This is a genomic window from Paenibacillus sp. 1781tsa1, assembly GCF_024159265.1.
Classification (GTDB): Bacteria; Bacillota; Bacilli; order Paenibacillales; family Paenibacillaceae; genus Paenibacillus.
In genome coordinates, this window is the sequence record NZ_JAMYWY010000001.1 from 7,049,914 (window position 1) to 7,075,035 (window position 25,122).

Here is a 25,122-nt window from a genome sequence, read left to right on the forward strand (position 1 = left end):
TGGCCTTCAACCTTTCTGAGGTAGAGCTACTCGGTGAGTATCGGAAATGGATTGGAGCGAGTATGCAAGCCCTTCCTCATCAAAGAAATTTCGGTATGAATGTTCATACTCGGACTTGACCTGTTGACGGAAGGCTACCATTTCCTCTCGTTTGGTTGGGTCCATATCCGGAATGGCTGCAATAAGACGTTTGGTATAGATGTGTTGCGGATTCTCAAAAATATCACTCGTTGTGCCCTGTTCCACATATCGACCTTTATACATAATTCCTATCTCGTCACACATATGGCGGATGATGCCCAGATCATGACTGATGAACAGATACGTCAGATTTAACTCTTTTTGAATCTCCTGCATGAAGTTAAGTACCTGAGCCTGTACCGATACATCCAGTGCAGATACAGGTTCATCAGCGATAATCAGCTTCGGCTTCAGTGCAATAGCCCGTGCAATGCCGATCCGTTGACGCTGCCCCCCTGAGAATTCATGCGGATATTTGTAGATTGATTCCGGACTCAAGCCAACCTTTTCAAGTAATTCTCTTACTTGTCTTTTCTCCTCGGTAGCTGTGAGACGCTCATAGTTACGAAACGGCTCAGCGATGATATCGATAACCCGCTTCTTTGGATTCAATGATGAATATGGGTCTTGAAAAATCATTTGTACATCCCGCTGGAGCTGCCTGTTTTTACGTCGCTCCGTAGCCAGGTTTTTGCCGTCAAACAGAATCTTTCCGTCAGTGACATGGTTCAGCCCAATAATGGCTCTGCCTGTTGTTGTCTTGCCTGAACCTGATTCGCCAACCAAACCATAGGTCTGTCCTTGTTCAATGGAGAAGCTCACATCATCAACAGCCTTTACACTGCCAATTTCCCGTTTAAGCAATCCACCGCGAATCGGAAAGTGTATCTTGAGCCCTTCTACTTCGAGTAATGCCATTATGTTATTCCTCCTCAGCTTTGGTCAGGGAAATGAAAGTGCTGGTAACAGGTACACCGTACAAAGTGACCTGGTGCAATTTCATGCATCTGCGGGTTCTCTTCATGAGCCGATTCACTAATCCATGGAATTCGGGCTTTGAATCTGCACCCTTTGCGAGGAAGATTTTTGAGTGATGGTACGATGCCTTGGATGACATGCAATTTGGATCTTTCTTCAGACAGGGTTGGAATAGAGTTCAACAATGAGCGGGTATATGGATGCTTCGCATCGTTCATCAATGTGAAGATATCTGCGATTTCAACAATTTCGCCTGCGTACATTACGGCAACGCGATCAGCCATCTCAGCCACAACACCCAAATCATGTGTAATCAGAATAATGCCTGCGTTAATTTCATTCTTCAGATCACGGATCAGCTCCAGTATCTGTAGTTGAATCGTAACGTCAAGCGCCGTCGTTGGTTCATCGGCTATGAGTAGTTCCGGTTTGTTGGCAATCGCAATGGCGATGACAATTCTCTGTCTCATACCACCAGATAATTCGTGGGGATACTGCTTGTATATTTGTTCGGGACGTGGAATCCCTACCTGATTCAATAAGTGAATAACCTTTTCTCTCTTCTCTCTGGAAGACAGCTTAGACTGATGAAGTGTAAGGATCTCTTCAATCTGTTCACCAATAATCATTAGAGGATTTAACGCAGACAATGGATCCTGAAAAATCATACCCATTTCTTTGCCGCGTAGCTTGTTCAACTTGCTTGGGGAGATGTTGGCAATATCTTGTCCTTTATAGAGAATCTGGCCTTCGATTTTTGCTTTGTTATGCAAACCCATAAGAGAGAATGCAAAAGCGCTTTTACCTGACCCGGATTCACCTACAATCGCCAATACTTCATTTTTCTTCACCTTAAGGTTAACGTGATCCACTGCTGCATAATAGTCATCTTCAATTCTGAATGATGTTGTTAGATTTCTGACTTCCAATAGCTCTGTATTCAAATCAATCACCCTAACCCCATAATTTCCGTAGATTGTATTCGTGTGTAGAGGAATGCATCCACTGTATATTTCCAAGTTCTTGAAGATAACGAACAATAGCTTATACAAAATACCAAATCATTAGGAGAAACTAGTTTAAGAGACTTATATTTAGACCATTGGTCAATTAATGTTGATAATTCCTAGTGGAATTATACAGCAAAATAATTAATGTAATCATACGTGTAATTTTAGCTAACGTCAATGCTTATTTTGAGATTTTTGGTATAAATGTTTTTTATACCACAGATTTGGATATTAGTAATATTATAAAGGCATATAGCAAGGGTTTGGGGAGGTATTTTCATGTTTTTAGATGTGAGGTGCACATAGGCAATTGGTCAATTTAACATATACATAACATAGTAGTTACATGAGTTGTATGTTTATCTTTTGATTTGAGTAGATATTCTTAAATTAGCGTGAGGTAAATGTTATATTTAAAGTGTTGATTATATCTCGAACTATAGTTGAAATTTATTCATTTGGAGCCACCATGCTTATATTTGAAATAATATGTGCGATCAAAGTAAAAAATCTAGTTATTCTAGTATAGTTTTATTTATTTGCTAATGTAAAGACCAAATTGTCATCTTTTATCATTTATTTTACAAAAGAAAGAAAAAAGCCCTGCATAATGCAGAGCTTATCTAATATTTATTCATTTAATTGTATATATACAATGACTTTATGGAGATTCAGGAGGTCTTTTACCACGTTTTAACTCATTAATATTTAGGCCAAAATCCATCTGTAAATGGGGATAGTCCGGAAAGTTAGCCCAGTCTCCACCCCAAGTAAAACCTAACTCTTTGGCGAGATCCACAACTTCCATCCAGTCTGCCTTGCCATTCCCGTTATCATCACGTTCCATATCCCACACCACATTCCCCTCAGGCGTCCTCAGTGCAAAATCAATAGCTAATCCATAGTTATGATATGACTCTCCACCACGCGCATTCGTAACGATATTGCCTGCACTTGAGCGTCCTTGGTTAAATAGTGCGTCTTGCTCCTCGGAACTACGGTAGCCGTGGGTGATAATAATCTCTATTCCACGTCTCGCTGCCTTACGTACCAATAATTTCTCATTCTCTGCTACCACAGGATGCAGGCCGGTGATCGGCAGAGCTTCTTGGATTGTTGTCCCCGGCCACATGTTATCCATTTCACCTTTTTGTTGTAACCATACATATATAATGGAAAGTAAAAGAGTAGCTATAATCCAGGTTTTCAGACTTCTCTTTTTTCTCTGTTTGCCTTTACGTTTTGATGTATTCATATCCACTCCTGGTGATTATTCTGAAATAAACAGCTATTCCTGCTGCCTGAACCTTTTCAGTAGATTAGACTCTATTATAATCCATTTGAGACTTGAATGCTCATATCACCACAGTATTGGAGTCTCTGATTAGCTAGAGTGTACATGTTATTTCATTCTATACATACAAAAAAAGCAGCCGGCTATAAGCCGACTGCTTCGTATGCAAGCTGAGTAAAAACTACTCAGTTGTGTATGGCAATAATGCGATTTGACGGGAGCGTTTGATTGCAATCGTCAGCATGCGTTGATATTTAGCGCTAGTACCTGTTACACGGCGTGGCAAAATTTTTCCACGTTCGCTGATAAATTTACGAAGCAAGTCCGTATCTTTATAATCGATGTGAGTAATTTTGTTAGCTGTGAAGAAGCACACTTTACGACGTTTATTACGGCCGCCACGACGTGCCGGTCTTTTATCGTTGTCTCCGCCTTCTCTTTGCTTGAAGCCCATGCTTTTCAGTCCTTTCCTATCATGTAACCCATATCTCCGAAGAGTATCAGCTCATGTTAAAATGGCAAATCATCATCCGATATATCAATCGGTTTTCCGTCATCGGAAAAAGGATCCTGATTGTTGCTACGCGAATTATTGTTATTGTTCGCGCGTCCGCCGCCTCCATAAGAAGGCTCTTCACGCATTGGTTGCCCACCGCCGCCACCGCTATTATCACGGTTAGCTGACTCCAAGAAACGGACATTATCGGCAATAACTTCGGTCACGTATACACGTTTTCCTTCGTTATTCTCGTAGTTCCGTACTTGAATGCGTCCTTCGACTGCAGCCAGGCGTCCTTTGCGCAAATAGTTTGCACAGGTCTCGGCAAGCTGTCTCCAGGTTACGACCGGAATGAAATCGGCTTCCTTTTCTCCCCCTTGGCTTGTAAACGGTCTGTCCACTGCCAAAGTAAATTGCGTAACTGCCACTCCTGCTGGAGTGTAACGCAACTCAGGATCCCGGGTTAACCGGCCGATCAGAATGACACGGTTCAACAATGTAATCCCCTCCTTCAGAGCGTATTGGTGCGTTAATCACGAGTTGTCTTAAGCAGACTTAACGTCGTTCGTAATGAGATAACGAATTACTTCGTCAGAAATCTTCATGAGACGCTCAAGTTCAGTTACAACTGCTGGTTCAGCAGTGAAATGTACCAGAACATAAAAACCATCACGGAATTTCTTGATCTCATACGCAAGACGGCGTTTACCCATAACGTCGTGAGCTGTAACTTCACCACCGCCGTTGGAGATGATGCCTTGGAATTTATCGACTGTAGCTTGAACAACTTCTTGCTCAATGTCAGGACGAATAATGTACATCACTTCATATTTGCGCATAATTTTCACCTCCTTATGGACTCTGGCCCTCAATCCAGGTTGAGAGCAAGGAACGAGCACAAACTCGAACTATATTAATATAACAAATACCGAGTCAAAGTGCAAGCAAACGTTCCCTGTTCATATTGGCACATGATCAGCCCTGCTATGGAGCACACTACAGAAGCAACAAAGTAACATAATCTGCAGAGGAGGTTTTATCATGGGTGAAAAAACCGAGTTTGAACCAGGAGACAAAGCACCAAACGATGGAGAGTACACGGAAGTCGGGGAAAAAAGCTTTGTTACGGAGATTCAGAACCCGAAGCGTGTAACACTGCAAAAAGGTGAAGCTTTTCCCGAAACAAGCAATCATAATCGTAAGTGGAAGAAGCTGACCAAAGCCCGCGTTCATTGACCGCAATACTTTTTTACGATCCAATGTATATAAAACAGAATAAAGCACATAATACATTTAGGCGGTGCACGAGAGAGGTGTGGTTCCGTTGGACAACGAAGCCGATCATTCGCTGTTGGAGATTCATCACGTAATTTAAGAAGCAAGTGGTTATGTGTTGTAAGGCCCTTCGTCTGAAGCACGAGTATTGCTACGTGCAGTACACCAAGTTTCTGATTGTTACGACCGATTGTTTCCTAACAAACAAATGCACCGCCGGATAAAGAGCCCTTCGGGGCTCTTTATTTTTCGTTTTAGTGTTAAATGATTTATCTGATATTCATACGTGTTCAATACATACGTATTCGATATAACATTATACAAAAAAGACTTTCCTGATGGAAAGTCTTCTTATCGATCTTTTTATTAAACTCAATGTGCATTGAGTAAATTACAATTGAAATGGCGGAAAGGGTGGGATTCGAACCCACGCACGCTGTGACACGCCTAACTGATTTCGAGTCAGCCCCCTTGGGCCTCTTGGGTACCTTTCCGCAGCAATATTGATTATAGCATGATCATTTAAAGAACGCAAGACTCATACGGAGCCTGCATGTAAACGTTATTACACGTGCTATTTACCGAATAATCACGAAATCATAATTCAGTTGAATCCTCGGCTGAACGCAATACTTTCTTCATGTTTTTCTCAAATTTTGCTCTTGGAATCAATACGCTATGTTTGCATCCGACACACTTGATCCGAATATCCATACCCATTCGAATGATCTCCATTTCATTACTGCCACAGGGATGCTGCTTCTTCATCTGCACAATATCCCCAAGCTGGAAAGTTTTACGCTCCACCTGTGCCATCCCCCTCATCTTTCTCCAAAGCTACGGCCTGTTCCAATGCTGCTTGATGACTCATCTCATGATACTCCAGCGTTTTTTTCACATCGCCCTGAATCTGACGTTCCACAGAAGCACGAGAGTTAGGCATACATTCAGCCACAATTCGCACCACATATTCTGATGTAGACATCGACTGTATACCGAGCACATCCGGCACCTTCACAATATTTAGGTCACGCTCTTCAATCCCGACCAATGACTTCTTCACGAGATGTACAGACTCATCAAGGCTCAAGTCCGCCTTCATTGGAATATCCACTACAGCTAACGAATTCGACATGGAGTAGTTCGTTACACTTGCAATCGCCCCGTTTGGGATAATGTGTACCTCACCTTGCCAGCTGACCAGTTTGGTTGTTCTGAGTCCGATCACCTCAACCGTTCCCTTGTAGGTTCCCGTCTGAATAACATCCCCTACAGCGAATTGGTCCTCCAATATAATGAAGAAACCCGTAATAACATCCTTGACCAGCCCCTGTGCACCAAAACCAATCGCAAGCCCAAGCACACCGGCACTCGCGAGTAACGGCCCAACCTGGATGTTGATCTCAGATAACAGTAGCAGAATCATAATGAAATTACATGTTATGGAGGTCGCATTTTTCAACAGTTCCCCTACGGTTACGAATCTGCGCGGATTCACGCGAATCTTGCCTTCCTGCTTGCGTTCCATGGAACGATCTATAATGCGATATACCACCTTAATGACAATACGGGTGATGATAAAAATAATAATGATCCGGATTGAGCTGAACATAATGTTAAGCCACATATCGGGATCTGCAATTCTGTTCCAGACTTTATCCGTCCAACGAAGTGCTTCATTTAAAGCACCAGTGGCGCCACTACTGTCTGCTTGAGCAAATTGAAATGGCAACATTCGTCATGCCTCCTCTACATCGGTATGTTATCATAGCTGTCTTCTGTTTTGAAATAGAGGCCTCGGATCTCTACGAACTCGTTACGAATGATCTTTTGCACTCGCTCCAGATCCTCTTTTGGAAACTGGATACATAGCGCACAACCTGCTGTAATTTCTTTTGGCGTAGGGAACAAGTCGATTTCTATTTCAGCAAACTCCAGCAGCATTTCAGCACGCAGTGCCTGCTGGGTTGAATCAAATGCAATCAGCATCCAATCGTTAATCCATTCGTCCATGTCCGGCTCCTTTCGCCATACGTTTAACCTTTGAAAAAAGCTTGTCCTCGTGAAGTATAAAACGCTCTACCTTTCCATATACTGTTACTACTATTCCAAGGGAAAGGATAGATCCTATGAATCCTACTTCGCGTTCCTTTTCATCACAAGACATGACCAGTTTGAAAATCCCCCATACCGATCCAGGCATTCACTCCGCCATTACCCATCGGTTAATGTTCCATCTCTATAAAGCCCATTCTCTGCAAAATGTAGTGATCGTCTGCATCGGCACTGATCGCTCAACAGGCGACTGCCTTGGTCCTCTGGTCGGATCAGCCCTTTCCAAGTGGGACAGCCCTTTATTCCATCTCTATGGTACCTTAGATGAACCAGTCCATGCGATGAACCTGCAGGATACACTTCACAATATACAGAAAACACACCATAACCCATATGTGATTGGCATTGATGCCTGTCTAGGACAATCATCCAGTGTAGGATGCATTCAAGTCGTCAATGGCCCACTCAAACCGGGTGCGGGAGTAAATAAAGAATTACCGCCGGTCGGCGATATCCATCTGACAGGTATCGTTAACGTCGGCGGCTTTATGGAATACTTTGTTCTACAGAACACGCGGCTCAGTCTCGTTATGCGCATGTCCGAGATTATATCCAGCAGTTTGTACTCGGCCATCCGGGAATGGCATACACGTTCTACTCTGCTTGCTGTGCCAGAGTAATAGCTTCCTTTTCCTCTGGGGACAGAGTATACGCGGACTCTCCCCCTTTAAGAGGTTTTGCATATACATAAGAACCGTCACGGTTATATATCCCCGTAAGAATCATGCCATCCTGGCTGTCGTTAATCATAGCCATGGAGAAGCTCAGATCACTGCCATGCTCTCCATAGGCATTGTATCTTTTCACGCCAACTTTGCCTTGAATGCGGGTCAACTTTTGCATGACAACTTGCAGCTGATTCGTTTGCAGTTTGTGTTCATCCTCAATGCTGTCCATCTGAATTTTCAGATTAATCAGCAATGATTCCAGGTCCTCTACTCCACTGCCAGCCATCATGGCTTCATATTTACGTTTAAACTTTCGTAACTTTGCCCCTTGAGCAATACTCACAATCAGCAAAATCACCGTAAGTAATGCCATTCCGCCAATAATCCATAACAGCTGTTCCAGAATCAGCTCGTTTATTTCAGCCATGTAAGTGCAACTACCCCTCTATATTTTTGATCAGATTAACGTCTGTCTGTAATATTATCATTTATTATTAATCAACCCGAACTCCATAAGCTTAATCAAGCACTACTGTACCAAATGAGTTCGTCATTTCAACTATCATCTAATCTGCCCGCGTCAATTCCAACACTGCCTTAACGAGTGCGTCCACATGTTCTCGAGTTGAATTATATCCCACACTTGCCCTTACTGCTCCGGTAGCGGTTGTACCAGCAGATTCATGTGCAAGCGGTGTGCAATGAAAGCCGGAGCGAACCGCAATCCCATAATTCCGATCTAATCGGAAGGCGAGTTGTGCTGAATCATACCCATCCACAGTAAAAGATACCAATCCAGTACGTGGCTGTCCAATCTCTGGACCAAGCATGCGAATACCCTTAATAGATGACAAGCCCTCCATCATAAGCTGGGTTAGTTCCCACTCATGTTGGTAGATGAACGCTGGTGTCAGATCAAGTACATACTTCACACCCGCATTCAGCCCGGCGATCCCGACGGTATTCGGCGTCCCGGCCTCATACCGATCAGGACGCACCTTAGGTTGTTCTAGAGCTTCTGACTGACTTCCTGTTCCCCCATGAAGTAAAGGCTCTATATCGAGCTCAGGAGCAATGTACAAGCCCCCTGTACCCTGAGGACCAAGCAGTCCTTTATGCCCTGGAAAAGCCAACATATCAATGCCCAATTGTTGTACATTCACAGGCATAACCCCCGCACTCTGAGCCGCATCTACCAACAAGATGGCCTGATGTTTACGACACAGAAGCGAAATTTCTCCGATAGGAAGAATACTGCCAAGGAGATTGGAACTATGTGTACATACCACCAATTTCGTATTTGAACGAAACATACGTTCCATTTGTATCAGATCAATAGCTCCCGCAGCATTAACAGGTACATAATCAATCTCCACATTTCGTAATCTGCGCATGTACTCCAGTGGGCGTCTAACTGAGTTATGTTCAGCCATGGTGGCAATTACATGATCGCCTTCCTTGAGCGAACCTTGAATAGCCAGATTCAAGGCTTCTGTCGTATTTGATCCGAAGGCAATATCATTCGCATTTTTGATACCAAAAATATCAGATATGGATTTTCTAGCCTCGAACAGTACACGACTTGCCTGAACAGCCATTCGGTGGCTTCCTCTGCCAGGATTAGCCCCTGCAATCTCCATTGCATTCAGCATCGCATCACCGACAGCAGGTGGTTTGGGCCAAGATGTTGCTGCATGATCCAGATAGATAATTCCCTCCACCTCACAACCACCTCTGTCCCTTAAATTAATAATTCGCCTACACGTACTACGCATATGACCCTATAAACAAAGAATGACATATCGTTTCTCCATGGTACAGAGGCGATATGTCATGACATGAGTAAGCCCCGCATGTTGTTAATGAATCTTAGACCCGACTGTTATTGTAACAATTCCAATAGCCGTTCCAGATCCTGTTGACTGTAGTAGTTGAGCTCAATTTTACCTTTATCTTTATTGTGCTTGATTTTAACTGTTGTTTTGAAACGTTCACGCAGAGATTCTTCCAACGTATCAATGAATGGATCTTTCTTTTTCAATTTTGATTTGGCTTTAGCCTCACCTGTTTTGGAACGATCCAGTTGTTGAACAGCTTCCTCCAACTCACGTACACTCCATTGCTGATCAATGGTTTGTTTGGCAAGCTGCTTCACTACAACCTCATCTTTAACACCCACGATAGCACGTGCATGTCCCATGGATAATGTTCCACGTGAAACATGGTCTTTTACTTCTTCGGGCAATGATAACAGACGCAAGAAGTTAGCAATATGAGAACGTGATTTACCTACTTTTACAGACAACTCTTCCTGAGTCAACGCGAATTGATCCATCAACCCCTGATAAGCAACTGCAACTTCCATGGCATTCAGATTCTCCCGTTGCAGGTTTTCGATCAACGCAATCTCCATTACCTGCTGATCACTGAAGTTACGGACTACAGCTGGTACGGTAGCATTACCACAATATTGCGAAGCTCTGAACCGTCGTTCACCGGCAATAATCTCATAACCTCGTAACACAGGACGAACAATAATAGGTTGTATGACACCATGCTGACGAATGGACTCAGCCAGTTCATGGATTGCGCCCTCATCAAATACTTTACGTGGTTGATAGGGGTTAGCCCGCAGTTGACTAATCGGGATTTCTACGACTTTATCATCGTCATTAATTGAAAGCGAAGGAATGAGGGCATCAAGACCTTTTCCAAGCCGCTTACTCATAAGAAATCACTTCCTTTGCGAGCTCTAAATACACTTCCGCCCCTCTTGAACGAGGGTCATACGTGATAATGGATTGACCATGAGATGGCGCTTCACTAAGCCGTACGTTACGCGGAATAATCGTTTGATATACTTTTTGTTGAAAATACTTTTTCACTTCTTCAATAACCTGTATCCCCAGATTGGTCCGTGCATCAAACATCGTTAGCAATACCCCTTCAATCTGCAGGGATGTATTCAGATGTTTTTGTACCAGACGAACCGTATTAAGCAACTGACTTAATCCTTCAAGTGCATAGTACTCACACTGGATCGGAATGATCACCGAATCGGAAGCGGTTAACGAATTGATCGTTAACATACCAAGGGATGGTGGGCAATCGATCAGTATGTAATCATAGTTTTTTTTCACCATGGCGAGTGATTTTTTCAGGCGAACTTCCCGTGATATCGTGGACACCAATTCAATCTCGGCTCCGGCAAGCTGAATCGTTGCAGGTATGATATGAAGGCCTTCAATCTGAGTCTCCACAATCGCTTCTTGAGGAGGAACCTCATTAATGATGACATCATATATACAATTAGCCACATCTGCTTTATTGATTCCGACTCCGCTGGTTGTATTCCCCTGAGGGTCAATATCGACAAGCAATACTCTTTTCCCGAGTGAAGCCAGTCCTGCACCCAAGTTAACAGATGTCGTCGTTTTCCCCACACCGCCCTTTTGATTTGCTACGGCCATAATCTTAGACAATTACTTCACCTCAAATAAAATAGGAGTCTTTTCTTGTAGGTTGTGAGATATTGTTAACAAAAAGCAGGTGGCTATCGTCCACACAAACAACAACTACCATTTCCATCACTATACCGTTTTTTTTAAATGCCAGACCTGTCTTGCTTTATAGACATAAAAAGCGGCCCATTGCCGCCATAAGCTTCAATTATTTACGTTTGGGAATATGGATAACGATCTCATAATGATCCTCATGGTCTGCTTCTTTTGTTTTGATATCCAGACCAGAACCAGTTACCATATCGATGGATTGGCGAATCGTATTAAGTGCAAGTCTAACGTCCTTGGTAAAGGAAATACGTTTGGATTTTTTGATCTTGGAAGATTCCTTGTAGAAGGCAACACGTGCCTCTGTCTGTTTCACGTTCAATTCTTTTTCAATAATCTCACCGAGCAACTTCATCTGCAGTTCTTCCGTATCGAGAGAAAGTAATGCTCTTGCATGACGTTCGGAAATTTTGCGTTCCATCAATGCAGCCTTAATGCCATCCGGGAGCTGTAACAACCGAATTTTGTTGGCGATGGTTGACTGGCTTTTGCCAAGTCGTTGTGCAAGACTTTCCTGTGTCAGTTGATGCAAGTCGATCAGCTTCTGATAAGCGACGGCTTCTTCAATTGAAGTCAATCCTTCACGCTGCAAGTTCTCAATCAGTGCAATGGATGCGGCCTGAGAATCGTTGAATTCACGTACAATAGCCGGAATCGTATCCAAACCCAGTTTTCGAACTGCACGCCAGCGACGTTCCCCGGCAATAATCTCATATGATCCATTTCGCACGCGAACGACAATAGGCTGAATGACGCCATGTGTTTTGATCGTCTGCAACAACTCATCAATTTTATCATCATCAAAAATAGTACGGGGTTGATATGGGCTGCTCACAATTTCATTAACCGGAATCTGTTTGATCTCATCTCCGTTATTGCGCTCCGCCAAACCAAACAACTTCGAAAATTGTTCTTTCATTCCGCAGATTACCACCTAGTTTCGTAATAGCTCCCGCAGTCTTTGCAGGTGCTTCTTATTCAATAAGCGACCCTTCACATGCATCGTTCTTGGAATAAGTTTTGCCTTTCATAATGCTTTCTGTCATGCAACATCGAACGCATATCCATCTATCTATACATATAATCTATGATCGCTGTGACCCAGGATCGGATACTTCTATTCTATCATCTTTTCTATCATAATCCTATGCTTACCTATTCTTTAAACTCTGCTAATTTTCCTGCTTTTTCTTTGTGAATATTGGAAATATGACGACTTGTACACATTCATTTAATGATATTGTTTATAAGCTACTGTGCATGGTATTTAACAATACAGGTTCTTTAAGAAATATGTACAACGGATTATCTGTAATGTTAACTGAGCCCTCCCTTTCAAAAAGCAAAAAAAAGAAGATGTTTCACGTGAAACATCCTCTTTATCCGTGTCTACAATCTATTTAGTTATAACTGATTACAAAGCCATCACACAACTATACCAGTGGAGTCTTCATTGGAGTGCCCGGTTTGCGTGGATACTTATATGGTGTCTTATCAAATTTCTGAATCAGGATGATATGACGCTCTGATTCTTCAACCGGTAGCTGGAATGGATGAACGGCCTTAACCCGTCCTTTCAGCTGATTAAAACTGAACTCCGCCTCTTTCATTTCCTCACGCGGGTCTCCGCCCTTCATCGCAGCGAATATTCCACTTTTGCGAACAAAAGGAAGACAGAATTCATTCAGCACAGCCAGCTTGGCTACTGCACGCGCCGTAACGAGATCGTAGCTGTCACGATACCCATCTTTACGTCCAATCTCTTCAGCACGTCCATGGACCAACTCGACATCTGTCAGCCCAAGAATATCTACCACATGCTGTAGAAAGCCAATCCGTTTATTTAATGAATCAATGATCGTAAGCTTAATATGCGGGAAACAGATCTTCAGTGGCAATCCCGGAAAACCCGCTCCTGATCCAATGTCAGCAAGCTTATTCACTTTGGTCATGTCAGTATAAAAAGCCAGTGATACCGAATCATAGAAATGTTTTGTATACACTTGCTCCCGATCCGTAATTCCGGTCAGATTCATCTTTTCATTCCAGGATACCAGCTCTTGATAGTACAGCTCGAATTGCTCCAATTGGAGTTCTCCCAGTTCTAATCCATGTTTCTTTAAGCGCCGCTGCAGTTGCTGTTGAATATCGTCCATTATTGTCCCCTTGCTGCGGTTACACGGTTATAATGCTCCAGGTAGACCAGCAGAATGGAGATGTCGGCAGGAGTAACTCCAGCAATACGAGAAGCCTGACCAATCGAGATTGGACGAATCGTAGCGAGCTTCTGTTTGGCTTCCATAGCAAGACCATGAATCTCATCATATACGATGGTGTCCGGAATTTTCTTTTTCTCCATCTTTTGCAAACGTTCCACGTGGATCAATTGTTTCTCAATATAACCCGCATATTTAATTTGTATTTCGACTTGTTCTTTCATATCTGCTGTCAGTTCTACCTCAGATGGTGAGATCTGTTCAATCAGTTCATACCCTAGTTCCGGGCGACGCAGCAAGGTAAGCAACGTACTGCCATCCTGAATAGGTGTAGATCCGTACTCTTCCAGCTTCGCGTTCACTTCAACAGGGCGAGCTTTAGCCACTTTCAGACGCGCGACTTCCTGCTCGACTTTCGCCTTTTTATCCAGGAATTTCGCATAACGATCTTCAGAGATCAGGCCAATGTCATGTCCGATTTCCGTCAGGCGCATATCTGCATTATCATGACGAAGCAACAGACGATATTCAGCACGTGAAGTCAACAGACGATACGGTTCATTTGTGCCCTTCGTTACCAGATCATCAATAAGCACGCCAATATAACCTTGGGAGCGATCAAGCACAATCGGCTCTTTATCTTGTACTTTGCGTGCTGCATTAATGCCGGCCATAACCCCTTGTCCCGCCGCTTCTTCATAACCGGAAGTACCATTAATCTGACCTGCTGTGAACAGACCTGGCAGACGTTTGGTTTCAAGTGATGGCCACAATTGTGTAGGTACCATCGCATCGTATTCAATCGCATAACCGTTACGCATCATTTCCACTTTTTCCATACCTGGAATGGAGCGCAGAACCGCAAGTTGAACATCTTCTGGCAGACTTGTAGATAGTCCCTGCACATAATACTCGGATGTATTTTTGCCTTCCGGCTCCAGGAAAATCTGATGTTTCGGTTTGTCGCTAAACCGAACAATTTTATCTTCAATGGATGGACAATAACGCGGTCCAGTTCCTTCAATTACACCTGAAAACATCGGTGCACGATGCAGATTATCATTAATAATCTGATGTGTTTCCACGGATGTATACGTCAACCAACAAGGCAGCTGCTCATTATCGGAAGATTCTGTTTCATAGGAAAAGAACTTCGGCTCATCATCACCAGGCTGAATTTCGGTTTTGCTAAAATCAATCGTATCCTTATGCACACGTGGTGGTGTACCTGTTTTGAAACGAACCAGATCAAAGCCCAGTTCACGCAGATGCTCTGACAATTTAAGAGATGGTTGTTGATTGTTCGGTCCACTCTCATACATCAGCTCACCCATGATCACTTTGCCGCGCAAGTATGTGCCTGTCGTCAGAACGACTGCTTTAGCCCGATACTCTGTTCCGGTCTGAGTCACAACGCCTACACATTTTCCGTCTTCAACGATCAGGCGATCAACCATACCTTGACGCATCGTCAGATTACGTTCATTCTCCATCGTTTCCTTCATTTTATGCTGGTAGGAGAATTTATCTGCCTGAGCACGAAGTGCATGAACAGCAGGCCCTTTACCTGTGTTAAGCATCCGCATCTGAATAAAGGTTTTATCGATATTCCGTCCCATTTCTCCACCAAGAGCATCAATTTCACGCACGACATGTCCTTTGGCCGGTCCCCCAATAGATGGGTTACAAGGCATAAAGGCCACCATATCCAGATTGATCGTAATCATTAGTGTTTTGGACCCCATACGAGCTGCGGCCAGTGCGGATTCCACACCAGCATGCCCTGCACCAACGACGATTACATCATAACTGCCGCCATCAAAAGCCATTCCCGTTTACCTCCTTATTCCGCTGCATTTGGTGTAACTCACACAGACGGATCATGTTCTACAATAATGAAACTACTTCTAACCGTTCATCGGAACTTGCATTCCTATCTATATGAAACCAACACGTAATGGCTACAACATCATTCCATCCTTTGACAACAGGCAGAAATTGTACCTTTCCATCATACACTACGATTCAAGTCAATCCGCAGTATATTTTTTTTACTTTCCTAGACAGAACTGGGAGAAAATCTGATCAATTAATGCATCATGTGCTGTATCTCCAACAATCTCGCCCAAATGCTCCCACGCCAAACGAACGTCAATCTGAATCATATCAATCGGAACGAACTGATCTGCTGCTTCATAGGCATCAACCAGGGACTGCTTTGCTTTTTTGAGCAACGCAATATGACGCACATTGCTGACATAGGTCAGGTCTGCGGACTCCAGTTTACCACTGAAAAATAGCGTAGAGATGGCATCTTCAAGTCGATCCACACCCAGATCATCTTTCACTGACATCGGTACAAGCCGTTCTTCCGGAATGTAACGAAGCAGCACGTCACGTTCTACCTGTGGCGTTAAGTCCATTTTATTCATAATGATTATCGATTGTCTACCGCGGATTTGTTCCAATAATTCAATCTCATCCGGATGAAGTGGCTCCGCAGCATTCACAACCATTAAGATCAGATCGGCTTCACTTACCGCAGAACGAGAACGTTCTACCCCGATCTTCTCTACAACGTCCATCGTTTCCCGAATTCCTGCCGTATCAAGCAACTTCAGCGGGATATTATTAATCGTAATGAACTCCTCGATCACATCACGAGTTGTTCCTGGAATGTCCGTGACGATGGCCCGGTTGTCTTGCGCAAGTGTATTCATCAATGAGGATTTACCTACGTTAGGTCGTCCAACGATCGCCGTCGTGATCCCTTCTCGCAGGATCTTTCCTTGTTCTGCTGTAGTCAACAATTTATCAATTTCAGTCATAACCTGACTGGACTTTTCTTTAATAAAATCAGACGTTAACGATTCCACATCATGCTCTGGATAATCGATATTCACTTCAATATGAGCCAATGTTTCTACCAAAGTATATCGTAGATCACGCAGTTTGGAGGACAGTTTACCTTCAACCTGTTTCAATGCAACCGAGAAAGCCCGGTCCGATTTGGAACGAATAAGATCCATGACACCTTCAGCCTGAGACAGGTCAATCCGCCCATTCAAGAAAGCACGCTTCGTGAACTCACCGGGTTCAGCCAGACGAATATCAAGCTGCAACAGCAGGTCCATGACCCGTTTTACCGACACCACACCGCCGTGCGCACTGATCTCCACGACATCTTCTGTTGTGAACGACCGAGGTGCGCGCATGACTGTGACCAGCACTTCCTCGATCTTCTCGCCGCTCACCGGATCTATAATATGACCATAATGAACCGTATGGGATGCTGCCTGAGTTAAAGGGGTTTTGCTGCGGAAAATCTTTTCCGTCTCCGACACTGCTTCCGGGCCGCTGACCCGGATCACGGCGATACCCGCCTCTCCGACAGCCGTTGATATCGCTGTGATCGTATCACTGATCATGGTTATCTCTCCTTGCTCTATTTTAAAATTGCCGTCCCTCGGGGAACGCCATATCCATTTTCATATCTATTAATGATATAACATATGACATAGTCACTTATCGTATAAAGTTCACTCTTTACTTGTTTCTACGCACCTTACCAAATTGCTTCTGTACGAAAAAAGCAATGGCTTCTGCACCGGGCAGGAAGCCATTGCGTCTTCAATTTCGTGTTATTTCGTCGTAATAACCACACGCCGATTAGGCTCTTCACCCTTACTTAATGTCTTAATCTGCGGGTGGTTTTGCAGTTTAGCATGAATGACTTTTCGTTCGAGCGGAGGCATTGGCTCCAGTACAACTTCCTTGCCGGTACGGATGGCTTGTCCGGCCAACCGTTCAGCCAGATCCTCCAGCGTCTTCCGCCGACGTTGACGGAAATTCTCCGCGTCGAGCACAATTCGAACGAAGCTTTCCGAGTATCGGTTCGCTACAATGTTCGTTAGATACTGAAGCGCATCCAGCGTCTGTCCACGTCTGCCAATAATCATGCCCAGATCTTCGCCGGCAATATTGAAGATATGTCCATCCCGCTGTTTTTTGATATGCACTTCAACATCCAGTCCCATACCTGCTGCGACCTCTTTCAAGAAAGCAGCCGCTTCTTCATAGGGATTTTTAGCTGCGATATCCTCAAGTAATGCATCTACTTCAGGTTGGTATGCAGCTGGCTTGATCGGCTGTGGAACAACTTCCGGTACAGGCAGTAATTTCACTTCAACTTTAGCCGCCCTCACCCCGATCAAACCCAGGAATCCTTTTGACGGCTGCTCTAACACTTGTATCTCGACCTTGTCCCGACTTACGCCAAGCTCGGTCAATCCTTGGTTTACAGCATCTTCAACGGTTTTTCCTGACGTAATGACTTTGGTCATTTCGATTTTTTGGCCCCTTTCGACCCTTTTCCAGAGACGGTCGCTTTGCCACCGTTTTTGCGTTTAGCTCCATTTTTGGAAGAGCTATTCTGCTTCACGTTGACCTCAGCCACGATTTTATCATTATTCCGGTAAAGGAAATAGTTTTGCACGATCGTGTAGATGTTACTGTAGAACCAGTACAACGGCAGAGCGGATGGGAACTGGTAGGACATCACGAAGATCAGGATTGGGTAAACCCACAGCATGAACTGCATCGGTCCCACTTGCTGTGCGGGGTTCATACGCATCATCATCCAAGTTTGAATGAATGTTGTGATGGCAGCCAGCACTGGCAAAATAAACAGGTGATCGGGTTCTCCGAGCTGGAGCCACAAGAAATCATGAGTTCTCAGACTGGAGTTACCATAAATTGAGTTATAAAGTGCGATGTAAATCGGCATCTGAATGATAAGCGGCAGACAACCGGCCATCGGATTAACTTTGTTCTCCTGAAACAACTTCATTGTTTCTTGCTGAACTTTCTCAGGTGTATCTTTATACTTCGCTTGAATCTCCTTCAGTTGCGGCTGAATTGCCTGCATGGCTTTGGAGCTACGGACCTGTTTCATTGTTAATGGTAAAATCAATGTCCGTACAATAAGCACCATCACGAGGACAGCCAGTCCATATTCACCGTTAAACCAGTTGGCGAATGTATCGAGCGCTAGTGAAAACCAATATACAACATTACTTTGCCAGAATGAGCCACTGTTCTTCAGATCTTCCGTAGTAACCCCGGCTCCTTGTGGAGTACATCCGGCGAGTACGGTGACCATTGCAATGACTGCAATGAGGAGAATCCACTTCCCCTTTGATGTCTTCAATCGCGACACTTCATAACCCCTCTCTTAACCATTCCATTCCACCGTAAATCATACCATAATTAGGAGGACAAATAAACCGAAGCTTACCGCTTACTTGACTTCAAAAGTGAGCCCTTGCGCAACGCATGGAGCAGGCTTTTTTCCATTTCCTTATAGGGCATGTCCAGCGCACCTTTTCTGACGATAAAAATCAGATCCATCTGCGTAACGATCTCATGTTCATGATGACGAACAATTTCCTTAATCATGCGTCTCATCCGGTTGCGTACGACAGCGTTTCCGATTTTCTTACTGCAGGATACACCGACCCGGAATTGCTCCGTATCTTTACGGCGGCAGCCATACACCACGAATTGATGATTGGCAAACGATTTTCCATACCGGTATACGCGGCTAAAGTCCGCCCGGTTTCGTAGACGCAGTCTTTTATACACGGCGCTTCTCCTTGCTGTTCTCCATCATTGTTATTGACGGAGGCCTCATTACTGATTTAGTATAGGCTTTCTTGAATGACGGTAAACCGTCTTGGCGACAACTTCATCTGGACTGATTGTTGATCGACTAATTGAACCGCATAAACATTCATCCGGGATAATTGCTAATCGGCCAAATGAAACGAAAAAACATTCATCCTTATATAAAGGTAAGTTTTCGTAAAAAGGAAAACTCACTCCACATACATCGTGTGTGTTCAGCACTTTTTCGCAGACCTTTCAGACCTGATCTGTACCAGCATCCAGTCTGAATTGAGCTCATTAAGAAAAAAAAGACCACCTCGGTGGTCTTCAATGCATTAAGCACTCAGGTTTTTACGGCCTTTAAGGCGACGTGCGGCCAAAATTTTACGGCCGTTGCTCGTGCTCATTCTTTTCCGGAAACCATGAACTTTTTTACGTTTGCTAACGTTCGGTTTGAATGTAGGTCTCAATGTATTGCACCTCCTCACAAGGAAATACTTATGTGATGAATCACTTTCATCTTCACAGAAAACACCTTTATATATTTAACCATGTCCACCTGCAAAAGTCAACTGTAAGACGCACAGCTTCTCCCTCTTTTATATATCCTCTCCAGCTCACCCAAAGTAATGACCACAGTCCGTTCACTTGAATCCCATTACCAAGCCTCGAAGAGAGTCCTGAAAGTTATCCCCAGACCCTGATCAGATCACCATATTTCAGCATTTATAGTTATCCACACCCTCCAATGCCCGCTATCTCCTTTATTCCATTCTGTTTGAAGTTATTCACATGTGGATAATGATTATAGGCTATTGATATTGTCGAATTCCAATAATGTTGTATCCGCTTCAATTATGGTTTACAAGCTTTTGAGAAAGGTGTAGGATAAAAATCACATCTTGTATACAAGTATATGGATGGAGCTGGTTACTTACCTGCCTTTAGTAGTCCTTTGAAAAAAACATTAGCCGTTAGCTTGTAGCTGCAGACTATGGATTGAACTGATATGTCCAGTCCGCAAAATAGTTATGTTATGATCAGTAATGAACTGATTATTATTAATAGGAGCGTTAGCCATATGCTATTTCCTTCTTCCTGGCTTCAAGGGGCTTCCCGTGGTGAAGCCATTGCCTGCGAATTAAGGTTACGGATCATCAGCGGTACCCTCCGACCTGGAGAGATATTGTCGGAAAATCGAATTGCAGCTGATTTTGACAGCAGTCGTTCACCTGTTCGTGAAGCGTTACGAACATTGTCCAATGAAGGTCTTATTCGGCTTGAACGGATGGGTGTCGTTGTCATTGGACTACGAATCAAGGATGTCGAAGAATTGTATGATGTCCGTTTCCTGATTGAAAGTTTTGTACAGCAGCGACTCGCAGGTGATGTCCCATCGTCATTAATCACCCAGTTGCGTAACGTAATCGACAAAATGCAACTCGCTGGACGACATCAGGACGCTGTCGAATTCGCCTACCAGGACCTCGTTTTCCACGAAACGATTATTGAAGCCGCCCGGCATTCCCGTATTTCACATCTATGGAAGAGCATTCGATATGTTGTGATGACCGTTATGCTGCTCACGACGCGCAGAGTATTTGTTCAAGGCGAGCAGAAAGTAAGCGCTGTAATTGAGAAACATCGTTTGCTCGTTGAAGCACTTGAATCCGGTGACAAAATGCTCATTCAGGCTGGAGTCCGCACGTACTTCCAGGATTCCGGTAAAACCCTGCACGAAAGCTTTGATTCCTAAAAGGAGCAGGGCGTTTGCAATCATATCCGCTGTGTGATTGCGGCTTAACTTGTCGACAAGTATACAGAATGCGATTTTGTTTCACTTTGGGCATGATAACACTAGATTTCTCGCCAATACCTTTTTTCCAGTATCGGCACGAATCAATTGTTGACGTAAATTTCACTTGTAAGCGTTCTATATCAGAAATAAAGGAGCACATAACATCATGAGCACTCTTTTTGGACTTTCCCACAACGCAACATTATTGGTTTGGACGTTAATTGCGATCGTTTTTCTGATCGTCTTGATTTCCAAGTATAAATGGAATCCCTTCATCACCCTGCTGTTGTCCGCATTAATGCTCGGTTTGCTTACAGGTATGAAACCTGCCGATGTGATCTCTTCCATTACCGGGGGACTTGGCGGCACACTTGGAACCATTGCAATTGTTATTGCTCTCGGTACGATGCTTGGTAAGATGATGGCCGAATCTGGCGGTGCCGAGCGCATTGCAACTACCTTGGTCGATCGGTTCGGTGTGAAACGTGTACACTGGGCCATGATGATTGTTGGATTTATCGTTGGTATTCCAGTTTTCTTCGAAGTCGGCGTAATTTTGATGATTCCCATCATTTTCACCGTTGCACGTAAAACCAATATGTCTCTCCTGCAGATCGGTATTCCCATTTTGGCCGGTCTGTCGACTGTACACGGTTTGGTTCCGCCCCACCCCGCACCAATGATAGCGATTGAAGCCTACAGCGCGGATCTGGGTAAAACCATTTTGTACTCTCTAATTGTTGGTATTCCTACAGCGATTATTGCAGGTCCTTTGTTTGGTAAATTTATTGGAAAAAGAATACACACTGAACCGCCAGCTGAACTGGCTGAACAATTCGCAACCAAAACAAACAGCAACATGCCTGGGTTTGGTATTACCCTGTTTACCATATTGCTGCCGGTCATTCTGATGCTAATTGGTTCCATAGCCAGCATCATTGACCCAAACGCCACGAGCGGCTTCACCGTTTTCAGTGAATTTATCGGTCATGAGATTATTGCTCTGCTCATTTCAGTTGTATTTGCCCTCTTTTCACTCGGCTTTGCACGTGGATTCACCAAACATGATATTTCTCGCTTCACCAGTGAATGTCTGGCACCTACGGCGACCATTATTCTCATTATTGGTGGAGGCGGTGCCTTCAAACAGGTATTGATCAATAGTGGTGTAGGCAACGCCATTGCTGATGTCGCTACCCATGCCAACATCAACATCATCCTGTTTGCCTGGCTTGTCGCTGCGCTCATTCGTGTAGCTACCGGTTCAGCAACCGTAGCCATGACAACTGCTGCCGGCATTGTCGCTCCAGTGCTTGCACTCACCCCAGGTGTCAATATTGAGCTGGTTGTACTCGCTACAGGTGCAGGGTCACTCATCTTGTCCCATGTGAATGATGCGGGATTCTGGATGATCAAAGAATTCTTTAATATGAGCGTTTCCCAGACATTGAAAACGTGGACCGTTATGGAAACACTATTATCCGTGGTTGGACTGATCTTTATTTTGCTCCTGAGCACAGTGGTATAAATGGAGTCTCTATAGTAGAAAGAAATTAAAATCTCATCGCTTTCTGGAGAAAGAAGGATTAAATACATGAACAACTATATGATTGGCATCGATATTGGTACAACCAGTACCAAATCCGTGTTATTTACCGAGCAAGGCTCCGTTATCAGCACCTCAACACAGGAATACCCTTTGTATACCCCTGCACCCGATGTTGCCGAGCAGGACCCTGAAGAGATTGTACAAGCGGCCCTCCGCTCTGTCCGTGGCGTCATGGATCAGAGCGGTGTTCCTGCCGAGCAGATCCTGTTTGTATCCTGCAGCTCGGCTATGCATAGTGTCATTGCCATGGGACAGGATAACAACCCCTTAACCCGATGCATCACCTGGGCGGATAATCGAAGTGCAGCATGGTCTGCCCAACTGCAAGAGAATGGGTTGGGGCATCGCATCTACCTGCGCACAGGTACGCCCATCCATCCCATGTCACCGCTGACCAAATTAATGTGGCTGCGCCACGATGAACCCGAACTTTTCGAGCGCACAGCCAAATTTATTTCTATTAAAGAATATCTATTCTTCCGTCTATTCGGACAATATGTCGTCGACCATTCCATCGCTTCCTGCACAGGCTTGCTCAATCTGGAACAACTGGACTGGGACGCGGAAGCCCTTGAGATTGCAGGCATTACACCAGAACATCTCTCGAAGCTTGTACCCACAACACATATATTAGAAGGAATGAATCACGAATCGGCTGAAAAAATGGCTCTCTCCCCCTCCACACCCTTTGTTATTGGCGCAAGTGACGGGGTTTTATCCAATCTCGGCGTTAACGCCATTGAACCTGGTGTTGTCGCAGCAACCATCGGAACCAGCGGTGCCATTCGTACAGTCGTGGACCGTCCAGTTACCGACCCCAAAGGTCGAACGTTCTGTTACGCCCTTACAGAGAATCTTTGGGTTATTGGTGGGCCTGTGAATAACGGTGGCATGCTGTTTCGCTGGGTGCGGGATGAATTCGCCGCGTCTGAAGTGGAGACAGCGAAGCGACTTGGCATCAATTCCTATGATGTGCTGACCAAAATTGCCGAGCGTGTCCGGCCAGGATCGGAAGGACTTCTGTTTCATCCGTACCTCTCGGGCGAACGTGCCCCATTGTGGAATCCGGATGCCCGTGGTTCCTTTTTTGGCTTAACACTCCATCATCAGAAAGAGCATATGATCCGTGCTGTCCTGGAAGGGGTTATTTTCAACCTATACACAGTACTGCTCGCCATGGAAGAACAGATTGGGCAGCCTACCTCCATTCAAGCCACCGGTGGGTTTGCACGCTCTCCGCTCTGGCGCCAGATGATGTCTGATATCTTCAATCAGGAAGTCGTTGTTCCCGAGAGTTTCGAAAGTTCCTGTCTGGGTGCTGTCGTACTTGGTTTGTACGCTACAGGACGGATCGATTCGCTTCATGCCGTTTCTTCCATGGTGGGTACAACGCATCGACACACCCCTGTCAAAGAGAATGCTGCCATCTACCGAGAGCTGCTGCCCATCTTTATTCGGATCTCTCGCAAACTGGAAGAGGAATACGCAGATATCGCAGAATTCCAGCGTAAGATGTCCCTCCCCCGTCTCTAAGTCATTCCTCCACACATCGACTCTTCACAATAAAAGAGGTTGTCCGCCAAAACCAGTAATCGGTTTTGGCGGACAACCTCTTTTGCTATACACGTATAATCTATCCTTCGGAATCATATGATACATTCATAACATTCTATCTCCATATTTGAGCATCCACCTACCTCTTCATTCCGGATAACTCACATTCAAGATGTCTCAAAATGAAGCCCTCTTGATCCATAATTCTTCTACATCGCCGATTACAGAATTACCATCTTTTCAGAAAATACACCACTACTCCCGTTCAATGATTGCATGAGTTTACCGCCCTCTTCGTCACTACTCTGACATTGAATTCGTAGCTTTCACCATCGCCCCATTGCCAAGAAAAAAACGAGGTTGAGAGGTAACTCTTTTTCTAATCTCGATCATGCTCCATTTTCACTTCACGGTTATCCACAGACAGGTTATTCACAAACGAAGAATACTTTTACACACAATTTGGCATCATTTGACGGATAACCTGTGTATAAAACATTTTTGGTTTTTGGGTCTTTCTGTCGAAAATTAAACAGTTTATAAACAATATATTGTGTTGTGACTAAAAATTATACACAAGTTATTGAATTTGTGGATAAAATCACGCGATACGTTGAAATGCGGGGTTTCTTTTGCTATGATTGTATTACTTTTGGATGTGAATATGTGATCTGACCCATAATATTATCAACAGCCTGTGGATAAAGTTGTGAACAATTTTCCGTTGTTCATACTTTTTTTGTTTTCGACCTGCGGGGGTTTGGGGATAAATTCAACAATATATCTCGTATTTCGACACTGCATCATGGCTTAAGCCACACTTGGAACATGTAAAAGGAGTGACAGTCT

General features: G+C 44.2%; 26 protein-coding genes and 1 tRNA gene. 5 read left to right on the forward strand and 22 right to left on the reverse strand.

All coding sequences use genetic code 11. The features are described from left to right. Window positions 1-6: 6 nt before the first annotated feature. The 6 genes from NKT06_RS31435 to rpsF form a co-directional block, all read right to left on the reverse strand. Window positions 7-939 carry an ABC transporter ATP-binding protein gene (locus NKT06_RS31435; RefSeq protein ID WP_301290236.1) on the reverse strand — a complete coding sequence of 311 codons (933 nt, stop codon included), beginning with the start codon at window positions 937-939 and terminating at the stop codon, window positions 7-9. Window positions 940-953: 14 nt separating this feature from the next. Further along, a complete protein-coding gene (locus NKT06_RS31440; protein ID WP_124118694.1) occupies window positions 954-1,943 on the reverse strand; it encodes an ABC transporter ATP-binding protein in 990 nt (329 codons plus the stop codon). Between the two features lie 727 nt (window positions 1,944-2,670). After that, the gene (locus NKT06_RS31445) at window positions 2,671-3,264 is read right to left on the reverse strand and encodes a M15 family metallopeptidase (RefSeq protein ID WP_253442278.1); all 594 of its coding nucleotides are present in this window, start codon (window positions 3,262-3,264) and stop codon (window positions 2,671-2,673) included. Between the two features lie 220 nt (window positions 3,265-3,484). After that, on the reverse strand, window positions 3,485-3,757 hold the full coding sequence (rpsR, locus tag NKT06_RS31450; protein ID WP_017691433.1) for a 30S ribosomal protein S18: 273 nt from the start codon (window positions 3,755-3,757) through the stop codon (window positions 3,485-3,487). Between the two features lie 56 nt (window positions 3,758-3,813). After that, window positions 3,814-4,299, reverse strand: a complete 486-nt coding sequence (gene ssb / locus NKT06_RS31455) for a single-stranded DNA-binding protein (RefSeq protein WP_017691432.1) — start codon at window positions 4,297-4,299, stop codon at window positions 3,814-3,816. A gap of 48 nt (window positions 4,300-4,347) precedes the next feature. After that, window positions 4,348-4,641, reverse strand: a complete 294-nt coding sequence (gene rpsF / locus NKT06_RS31460) for a 30S ribosomal protein S6 (RefSeq protein WP_036611944.1) — start codon at window positions 4,639-4,641, stop codon at window positions 4,348-4,350. Window positions 4,642-4,843: 202 nt separating this feature from the next. On the opposite strand from rpsF, the gene NKT06_RS31465 reads away from it, so the two are divergent. Next, the gene (locus NKT06_RS31465) at window positions 4,844-5,038 is read left to right on the forward strand and encodes a YjzC family protein (RefSeq protein ID WP_036671877.1); all 195 of its coding nucleotides are present in this window, start codon (window positions 4,844-4,846) and stop codon (window positions 5,036-5,038) included. Window positions 5,039-5,480: 442 nt separating this feature from the next. Here the strand turns inward: NKT06_RS31465 and NKT06_RS31470 are convergent. The 4 genes from NKT06_RS31470 to NKT06_RS31485 all read right to left on the reverse strand — a co-directional run bounded on the left by NKT06_RS31470 (window position 5,481) and on the right by NKT06_RS31485 (window position 7,090). Continuing rightward, window positions 5,481-5,571, reverse strand: a tRNA-Ser gene (locus NKT06_RS31470). A gap of 103 nt (window positions 5,572-5,674) precedes the next feature. Further along, the gene (locus NKT06_RS31475; protein WP_253442280.1) at window positions 5,675-5,884 is read right to left on the reverse strand and encodes a DUF951 domain-containing protein; all 210 of its coding nucleotides are present in this window, start codon (window positions 5,882-5,884) and stop codon (window positions 5,675-5,677) included. Beyond that, window positions 5,874-6,812, reverse strand: a complete 939-nt coding sequence (locus NKT06_RS31480; RefSeq protein WP_253442282.1) for a mechanosensitive ion channel family protein — start codon at window positions 6,810-6,812, stop codon at window positions 5,874-5,876. Before NKT06_RS31480 ends, NKT06_RS31475 begins: the two co-directional genes overlap by 11 nt. 14 nt (window positions 6,813-6,826) lie before the next feature. Further along, window positions 6,827-7,090, reverse strand: a complete 264-nt coding sequence (locus NKT06_RS31485) for a putative Se/S carrier protein (protein WP_017691427.1) — start codon at window positions 7,088-7,090, stop codon at window positions 6,827-6,829. Window positions 7,091-7,206: 116 nt separating this feature from the next. Between NKT06_RS31485 and yyaC the strand changes: the two genes are divergently transcribed. Further along, the gene (gene yyaC, locus NKT06_RS31490) at window positions 7,207-7,812 is read left to right on the forward strand and encodes a spore protease YyaC (protein WP_036611957.1); all 606 of its coding nucleotides are present in this window, start codon (window positions 7,207-7,209) and stop codon (window positions 7,810-7,812) included. Here yyaC and NKT06_RS31495 read toward each other — a convergent pair. From NKT06_RS31495 to rpmH, 12 genes are all read right to left on the reverse strand, one after another. Beyond that, window positions 7,787-8,287 (reverse strand): DUF4446 family protein, encoded by a 501-nt coding sequence (locus tag NKT06_RS31495; RefSeq protein ID WP_253442284.1) that lies wholly within the window; start codon window positions 8,285-8,287, stop codon window positions 7,787-7,789. The two genes, yyaC and NKT06_RS31495, sit on opposite strands and share 26 nt — an antisense overlap. Window positions 8,288-8,426: 139 nt before the next feature. Further along, window positions 8,427-9,581, reverse strand: a complete 1,155-nt coding sequence (locus NKT06_RS31500) for an aminotransferase class V-fold PLP-dependent enzyme (RefSeq protein ID WP_253442286.1) — start codon at window positions 9,579-9,581, stop codon at window positions 8,427-8,429. A gap of 161 nt (window positions 9,582-9,742) precedes the next feature. Next, window positions 9,743-10,588, reverse strand: coding sequence for a ParB/RepB/Spo0J family partition protein (locus NKT06_RS31505; protein WP_017691423.1), 846 nt, complete (start codon window positions 10,586-10,588; stop codon window positions 9,743-9,745). Beyond that, the gene (locus NKT06_RS31510) at window positions 10,581-11,342 is read right to left on the reverse strand and encodes a ParA family protein (protein ID WP_024629525.1); all 762 of its coding nucleotides are present in this window, start codon (window positions 11,340-11,342) and stop codon (window positions 10,581-10,583) included. The genes NKT06_RS31505 and NKT06_RS31510 overlap by 8 nt, the downstream gene beginning before the upstream one ends. Window positions 11,343-11,529: 187 nt before the next feature. Next, on the reverse strand, window positions 11,530-12,348 hold the full coding sequence (gene noc / locus NKT06_RS31515; protein ID WP_253442288.1) for a nucleoid occlusion protein: 819 nt from the start codon (window positions 12,346-12,348) through the stop codon (window positions 11,530-11,532). Window positions 12,349-12,862: 514 nt separating this feature from the next. After that, complete coding sequence (gene rsmG / locus NKT06_RS31520; protein ID WP_253442291.1) at window positions 12,863-13,585, reverse strand: 16S rRNA (guanine(527)-N(7))-methyltransferase RsmG; 723 nt, start codon at window positions 13,583-13,585, stop codon at window positions 12,863-12,865. After that, entirely contained in the window at window positions 13,585-15,474 is a 1,890-nt protein-coding gene (mnmG, locus tag NKT06_RS31525; RefSeq protein ID WP_253442293.1) for a tRNA uridine-5-carboxymethylaminomethyl(34) synthesis enzyme MnmG, read from the reverse strand. Before mnmG ends, rsmG begins: the two co-directional genes overlap by 1 nt. Window positions 15,475-15,696: 222 nt before the next feature. Further along, complete coding sequence (mnmE, locus tag NKT06_RS31530) at window positions 15,697-17,073, reverse strand: tRNA uridine-5-carboxymethylaminomethyl(34) synthesis GTPase MnmE (protein WP_253442295.1); 1,377 nt, start codon at window positions 17,071-17,073, stop codon at window positions 15,697-15,699. Between the two features lie 213 nt (window positions 17,074-17,286). Next, window positions 17,287-17,988 carry an RNA-binding cell elongation regulator Jag/EloR gene (gene jag / locus NKT06_RS31535; RefSeq protein ID WP_253442297.1) on the reverse strand — a complete coding sequence of 234 codons (702 nt, stop codon included), beginning with the start codon at window positions 17,986-17,988 and terminating at the stop codon, window positions 17,287-17,289. Next, complete coding sequence (locus tag NKT06_RS31540) at window positions 17,985-18,863, reverse strand: YidC/Oxa1 family membrane protein insertase (RefSeq protein WP_124118701.1); 879 nt, start codon at window positions 18,861-18,863, stop codon at window positions 17,985-17,987. Before NKT06_RS31540 ends, jag begins: the two co-directional genes overlap by 4 nt. 74 nt (window positions 18,864-18,937) lie before the next feature. Beyond that, a complete protein-coding gene (rnpA, locus tag NKT06_RS31545) occupies window positions 18,938-19,288 on the reverse strand; it encodes a ribonuclease P protein component (RefSeq protein WP_253442300.1) in 351 nt (116 codons plus the stop codon). A 359-nt stretch (window positions 19,289-19,647) separates the two neighbouring features. After that, a complete protein-coding gene (rpmH, locus tag NKT06_RS31550) occupies window positions 19,648-19,782 on the reverse strand; it encodes a 50S ribosomal protein L34 (RefSeq protein WP_017691413.1) in 135 nt (44 codons plus the stop codon). Window positions 19,783-20,393: 611 nt separating this feature from the next. Here rpmH and NKT06_RS31555 point away from each other — a divergent pair. From NKT06_RS31555 to gntK, 3 genes are all read left to right on the forward strand, one after another. Further along, entirely contained in the window at window positions 20,394-21,068 is a 675-nt protein-coding gene (locus NKT06_RS31555; RefSeq protein ID WP_253442301.1) for a GntR family transcriptional regulator, read from the forward strand. 208 nt (window positions 21,069-21,276) lie between these two features. Further along, window positions 21,277-22,638 (forward strand): GntT/GntP/DsdX family permease, encoded by a 1,362-nt coding sequence (locus NKT06_RS31560; RefSeq protein WP_124118703.1) that lies wholly within the window; start codon window positions 21,277-21,279, stop codon window positions 22,636-22,638. Between the two features lie 66 nt (window positions 22,639-22,704). Beyond that, window positions 22,705-24,252 carry a gluconokinase gene (gntK, locus tag NKT06_RS31565; RefSeq protein ID WP_253442303.1) on the forward strand — a complete coding sequence of 516 codons (1,548 nt, stop codon included), beginning with the start codon at window positions 22,705-22,707 and terminating at the stop codon, window positions 24,250-24,252. Window positions 24,253-25,122: the final 870 nt, after the last annotated feature.

What these genes read in the sequence shown, in the direction of transcription:
- NKT06_RS31435 (WP_301290236.1), bottom strand. Translation starts at nt 939, where the DNA reads ATGGCATTACTCGAAGTAGAAGGGCTCAAGATACACTTTCCGATTCGC.
- NKT06_RS31445 (WP_253442278.1), bottom strand. Translation starts at nt 3,264, where the DNA reads ATGAATACATCAAAACGTAAAGGCAAACAGAGAAAAAAGAGAAGTCTG.
- rpsR (WP_017691433.1), bottom strand. Translation starts at nt 3,757, where the DNA reads ATGGGCTTCAAGCAAAGAGAAGGCGGAGACAACGATAAAAGACCGGCA.
- rpsF (WP_036611944.1), bottom strand. Translation starts at nt 4,641, where the DNA reads ATGCGCAAATATGAAGTGATGTACATTATTCGTCCTGACATTGAGCAA.
- NKT06_RS31465 (WP_036671877.1), top strand. Translation starts at nt 4,844, where the DNA reads ATGGGTGAAAAAACCGAGTTTGAACCAGGAGACAAAGCACCAAACGAT.
- NKT06_RS31480 (WP_253442282.1), bottom strand. Translation starts at nt 6,812, where the DNA reads ATGTTGCCATTTCAATTTGCTCAAGCAGACAGTAGTGGCGCCACTGGT.
- NKT06_RS31485 (WP_017691427.1), bottom strand. Translation starts at nt 7,090, where the DNA reads ATGGACGAATGGATTAACGATTGGATGCTGATTGCATTTGATTCAACC.
- yyaC (WP_036611957.1), top strand. Translation starts at nt 7,207, where the DNA reads ATGAATCCTACTTCGCGTTCCTTTTCATCACAAGACATGACCAGTTTG.
- NKT06_RS31495 (WP_253442284.1), bottom strand. Translation starts at nt 8,287, where the DNA reads ATGGCTGAAATAAACGAGCTGATTCTGGAACAGCTGTTATGGATTATT.
- NKT06_RS31505 (WP_017691423.1), bottom strand. Translation starts at nt 10,588, where the DNA reads ATGAGTAAGCGGCTTGGAAAAGGTCTTGATGCCCTCATTCCTTCGCTT.
- noc (WP_253442288.1), bottom strand. Translation starts at nt 12,348, where the DNA reads ATGAAAGAACAATTTTCGAAGTTGTTTGGTTTGGCGGAGCGCAATAAC.
- rsmG (WP_253442291.1), bottom strand. Translation starts at nt 13,585, where the DNA reads ATGGACGATATTCAACAGCAACTGCAGCGGCGCTTAAAGAAACATGGA.
- mnmG (WP_253442293.1), bottom strand. Translation starts at nt 15,474, where the DNA reads ATGGCTTTTGATGGCGGCAGTTATGATGTAATCGTCGTTGGTGCAGGG.
- mnmE (WP_253442295.1), bottom strand. Translation starts at nt 17,073, where the DNA reads ATGATCAGTGATACGATCACAGCGATATCAACGGCTGTCGGAGAGGCG.
- jag (WP_253442297.1), bottom strand. Translation starts at nt 17,988, where the DNA reads ATGACCAAAGTCATTACGTCAGGAAAAACCGTTGAAGATGCTGTAAAC.
- NKT06_RS31555 (WP_253442301.1), top strand. Translation starts at nt 20,394, where the DNA reads ATGCTATTTCCTTCTTCCTGGCTTCAAGGGGCTTCCCGTGGTGAAGCC.
- NKT06_RS31560 (WP_124118703.1), top strand. Translation starts at nt 21,277, where the DNA reads ATGAGCACTCTTTTTGGACTTTCCCACAACGCAACATTATTGGTTTGG.
- gntK (WP_253442303.1), top strand. Translation starts at nt 22,705, where the DNA reads ATGAACAACTATATGATTGGCATCGATATTGGTACAACCAGTACCAAA.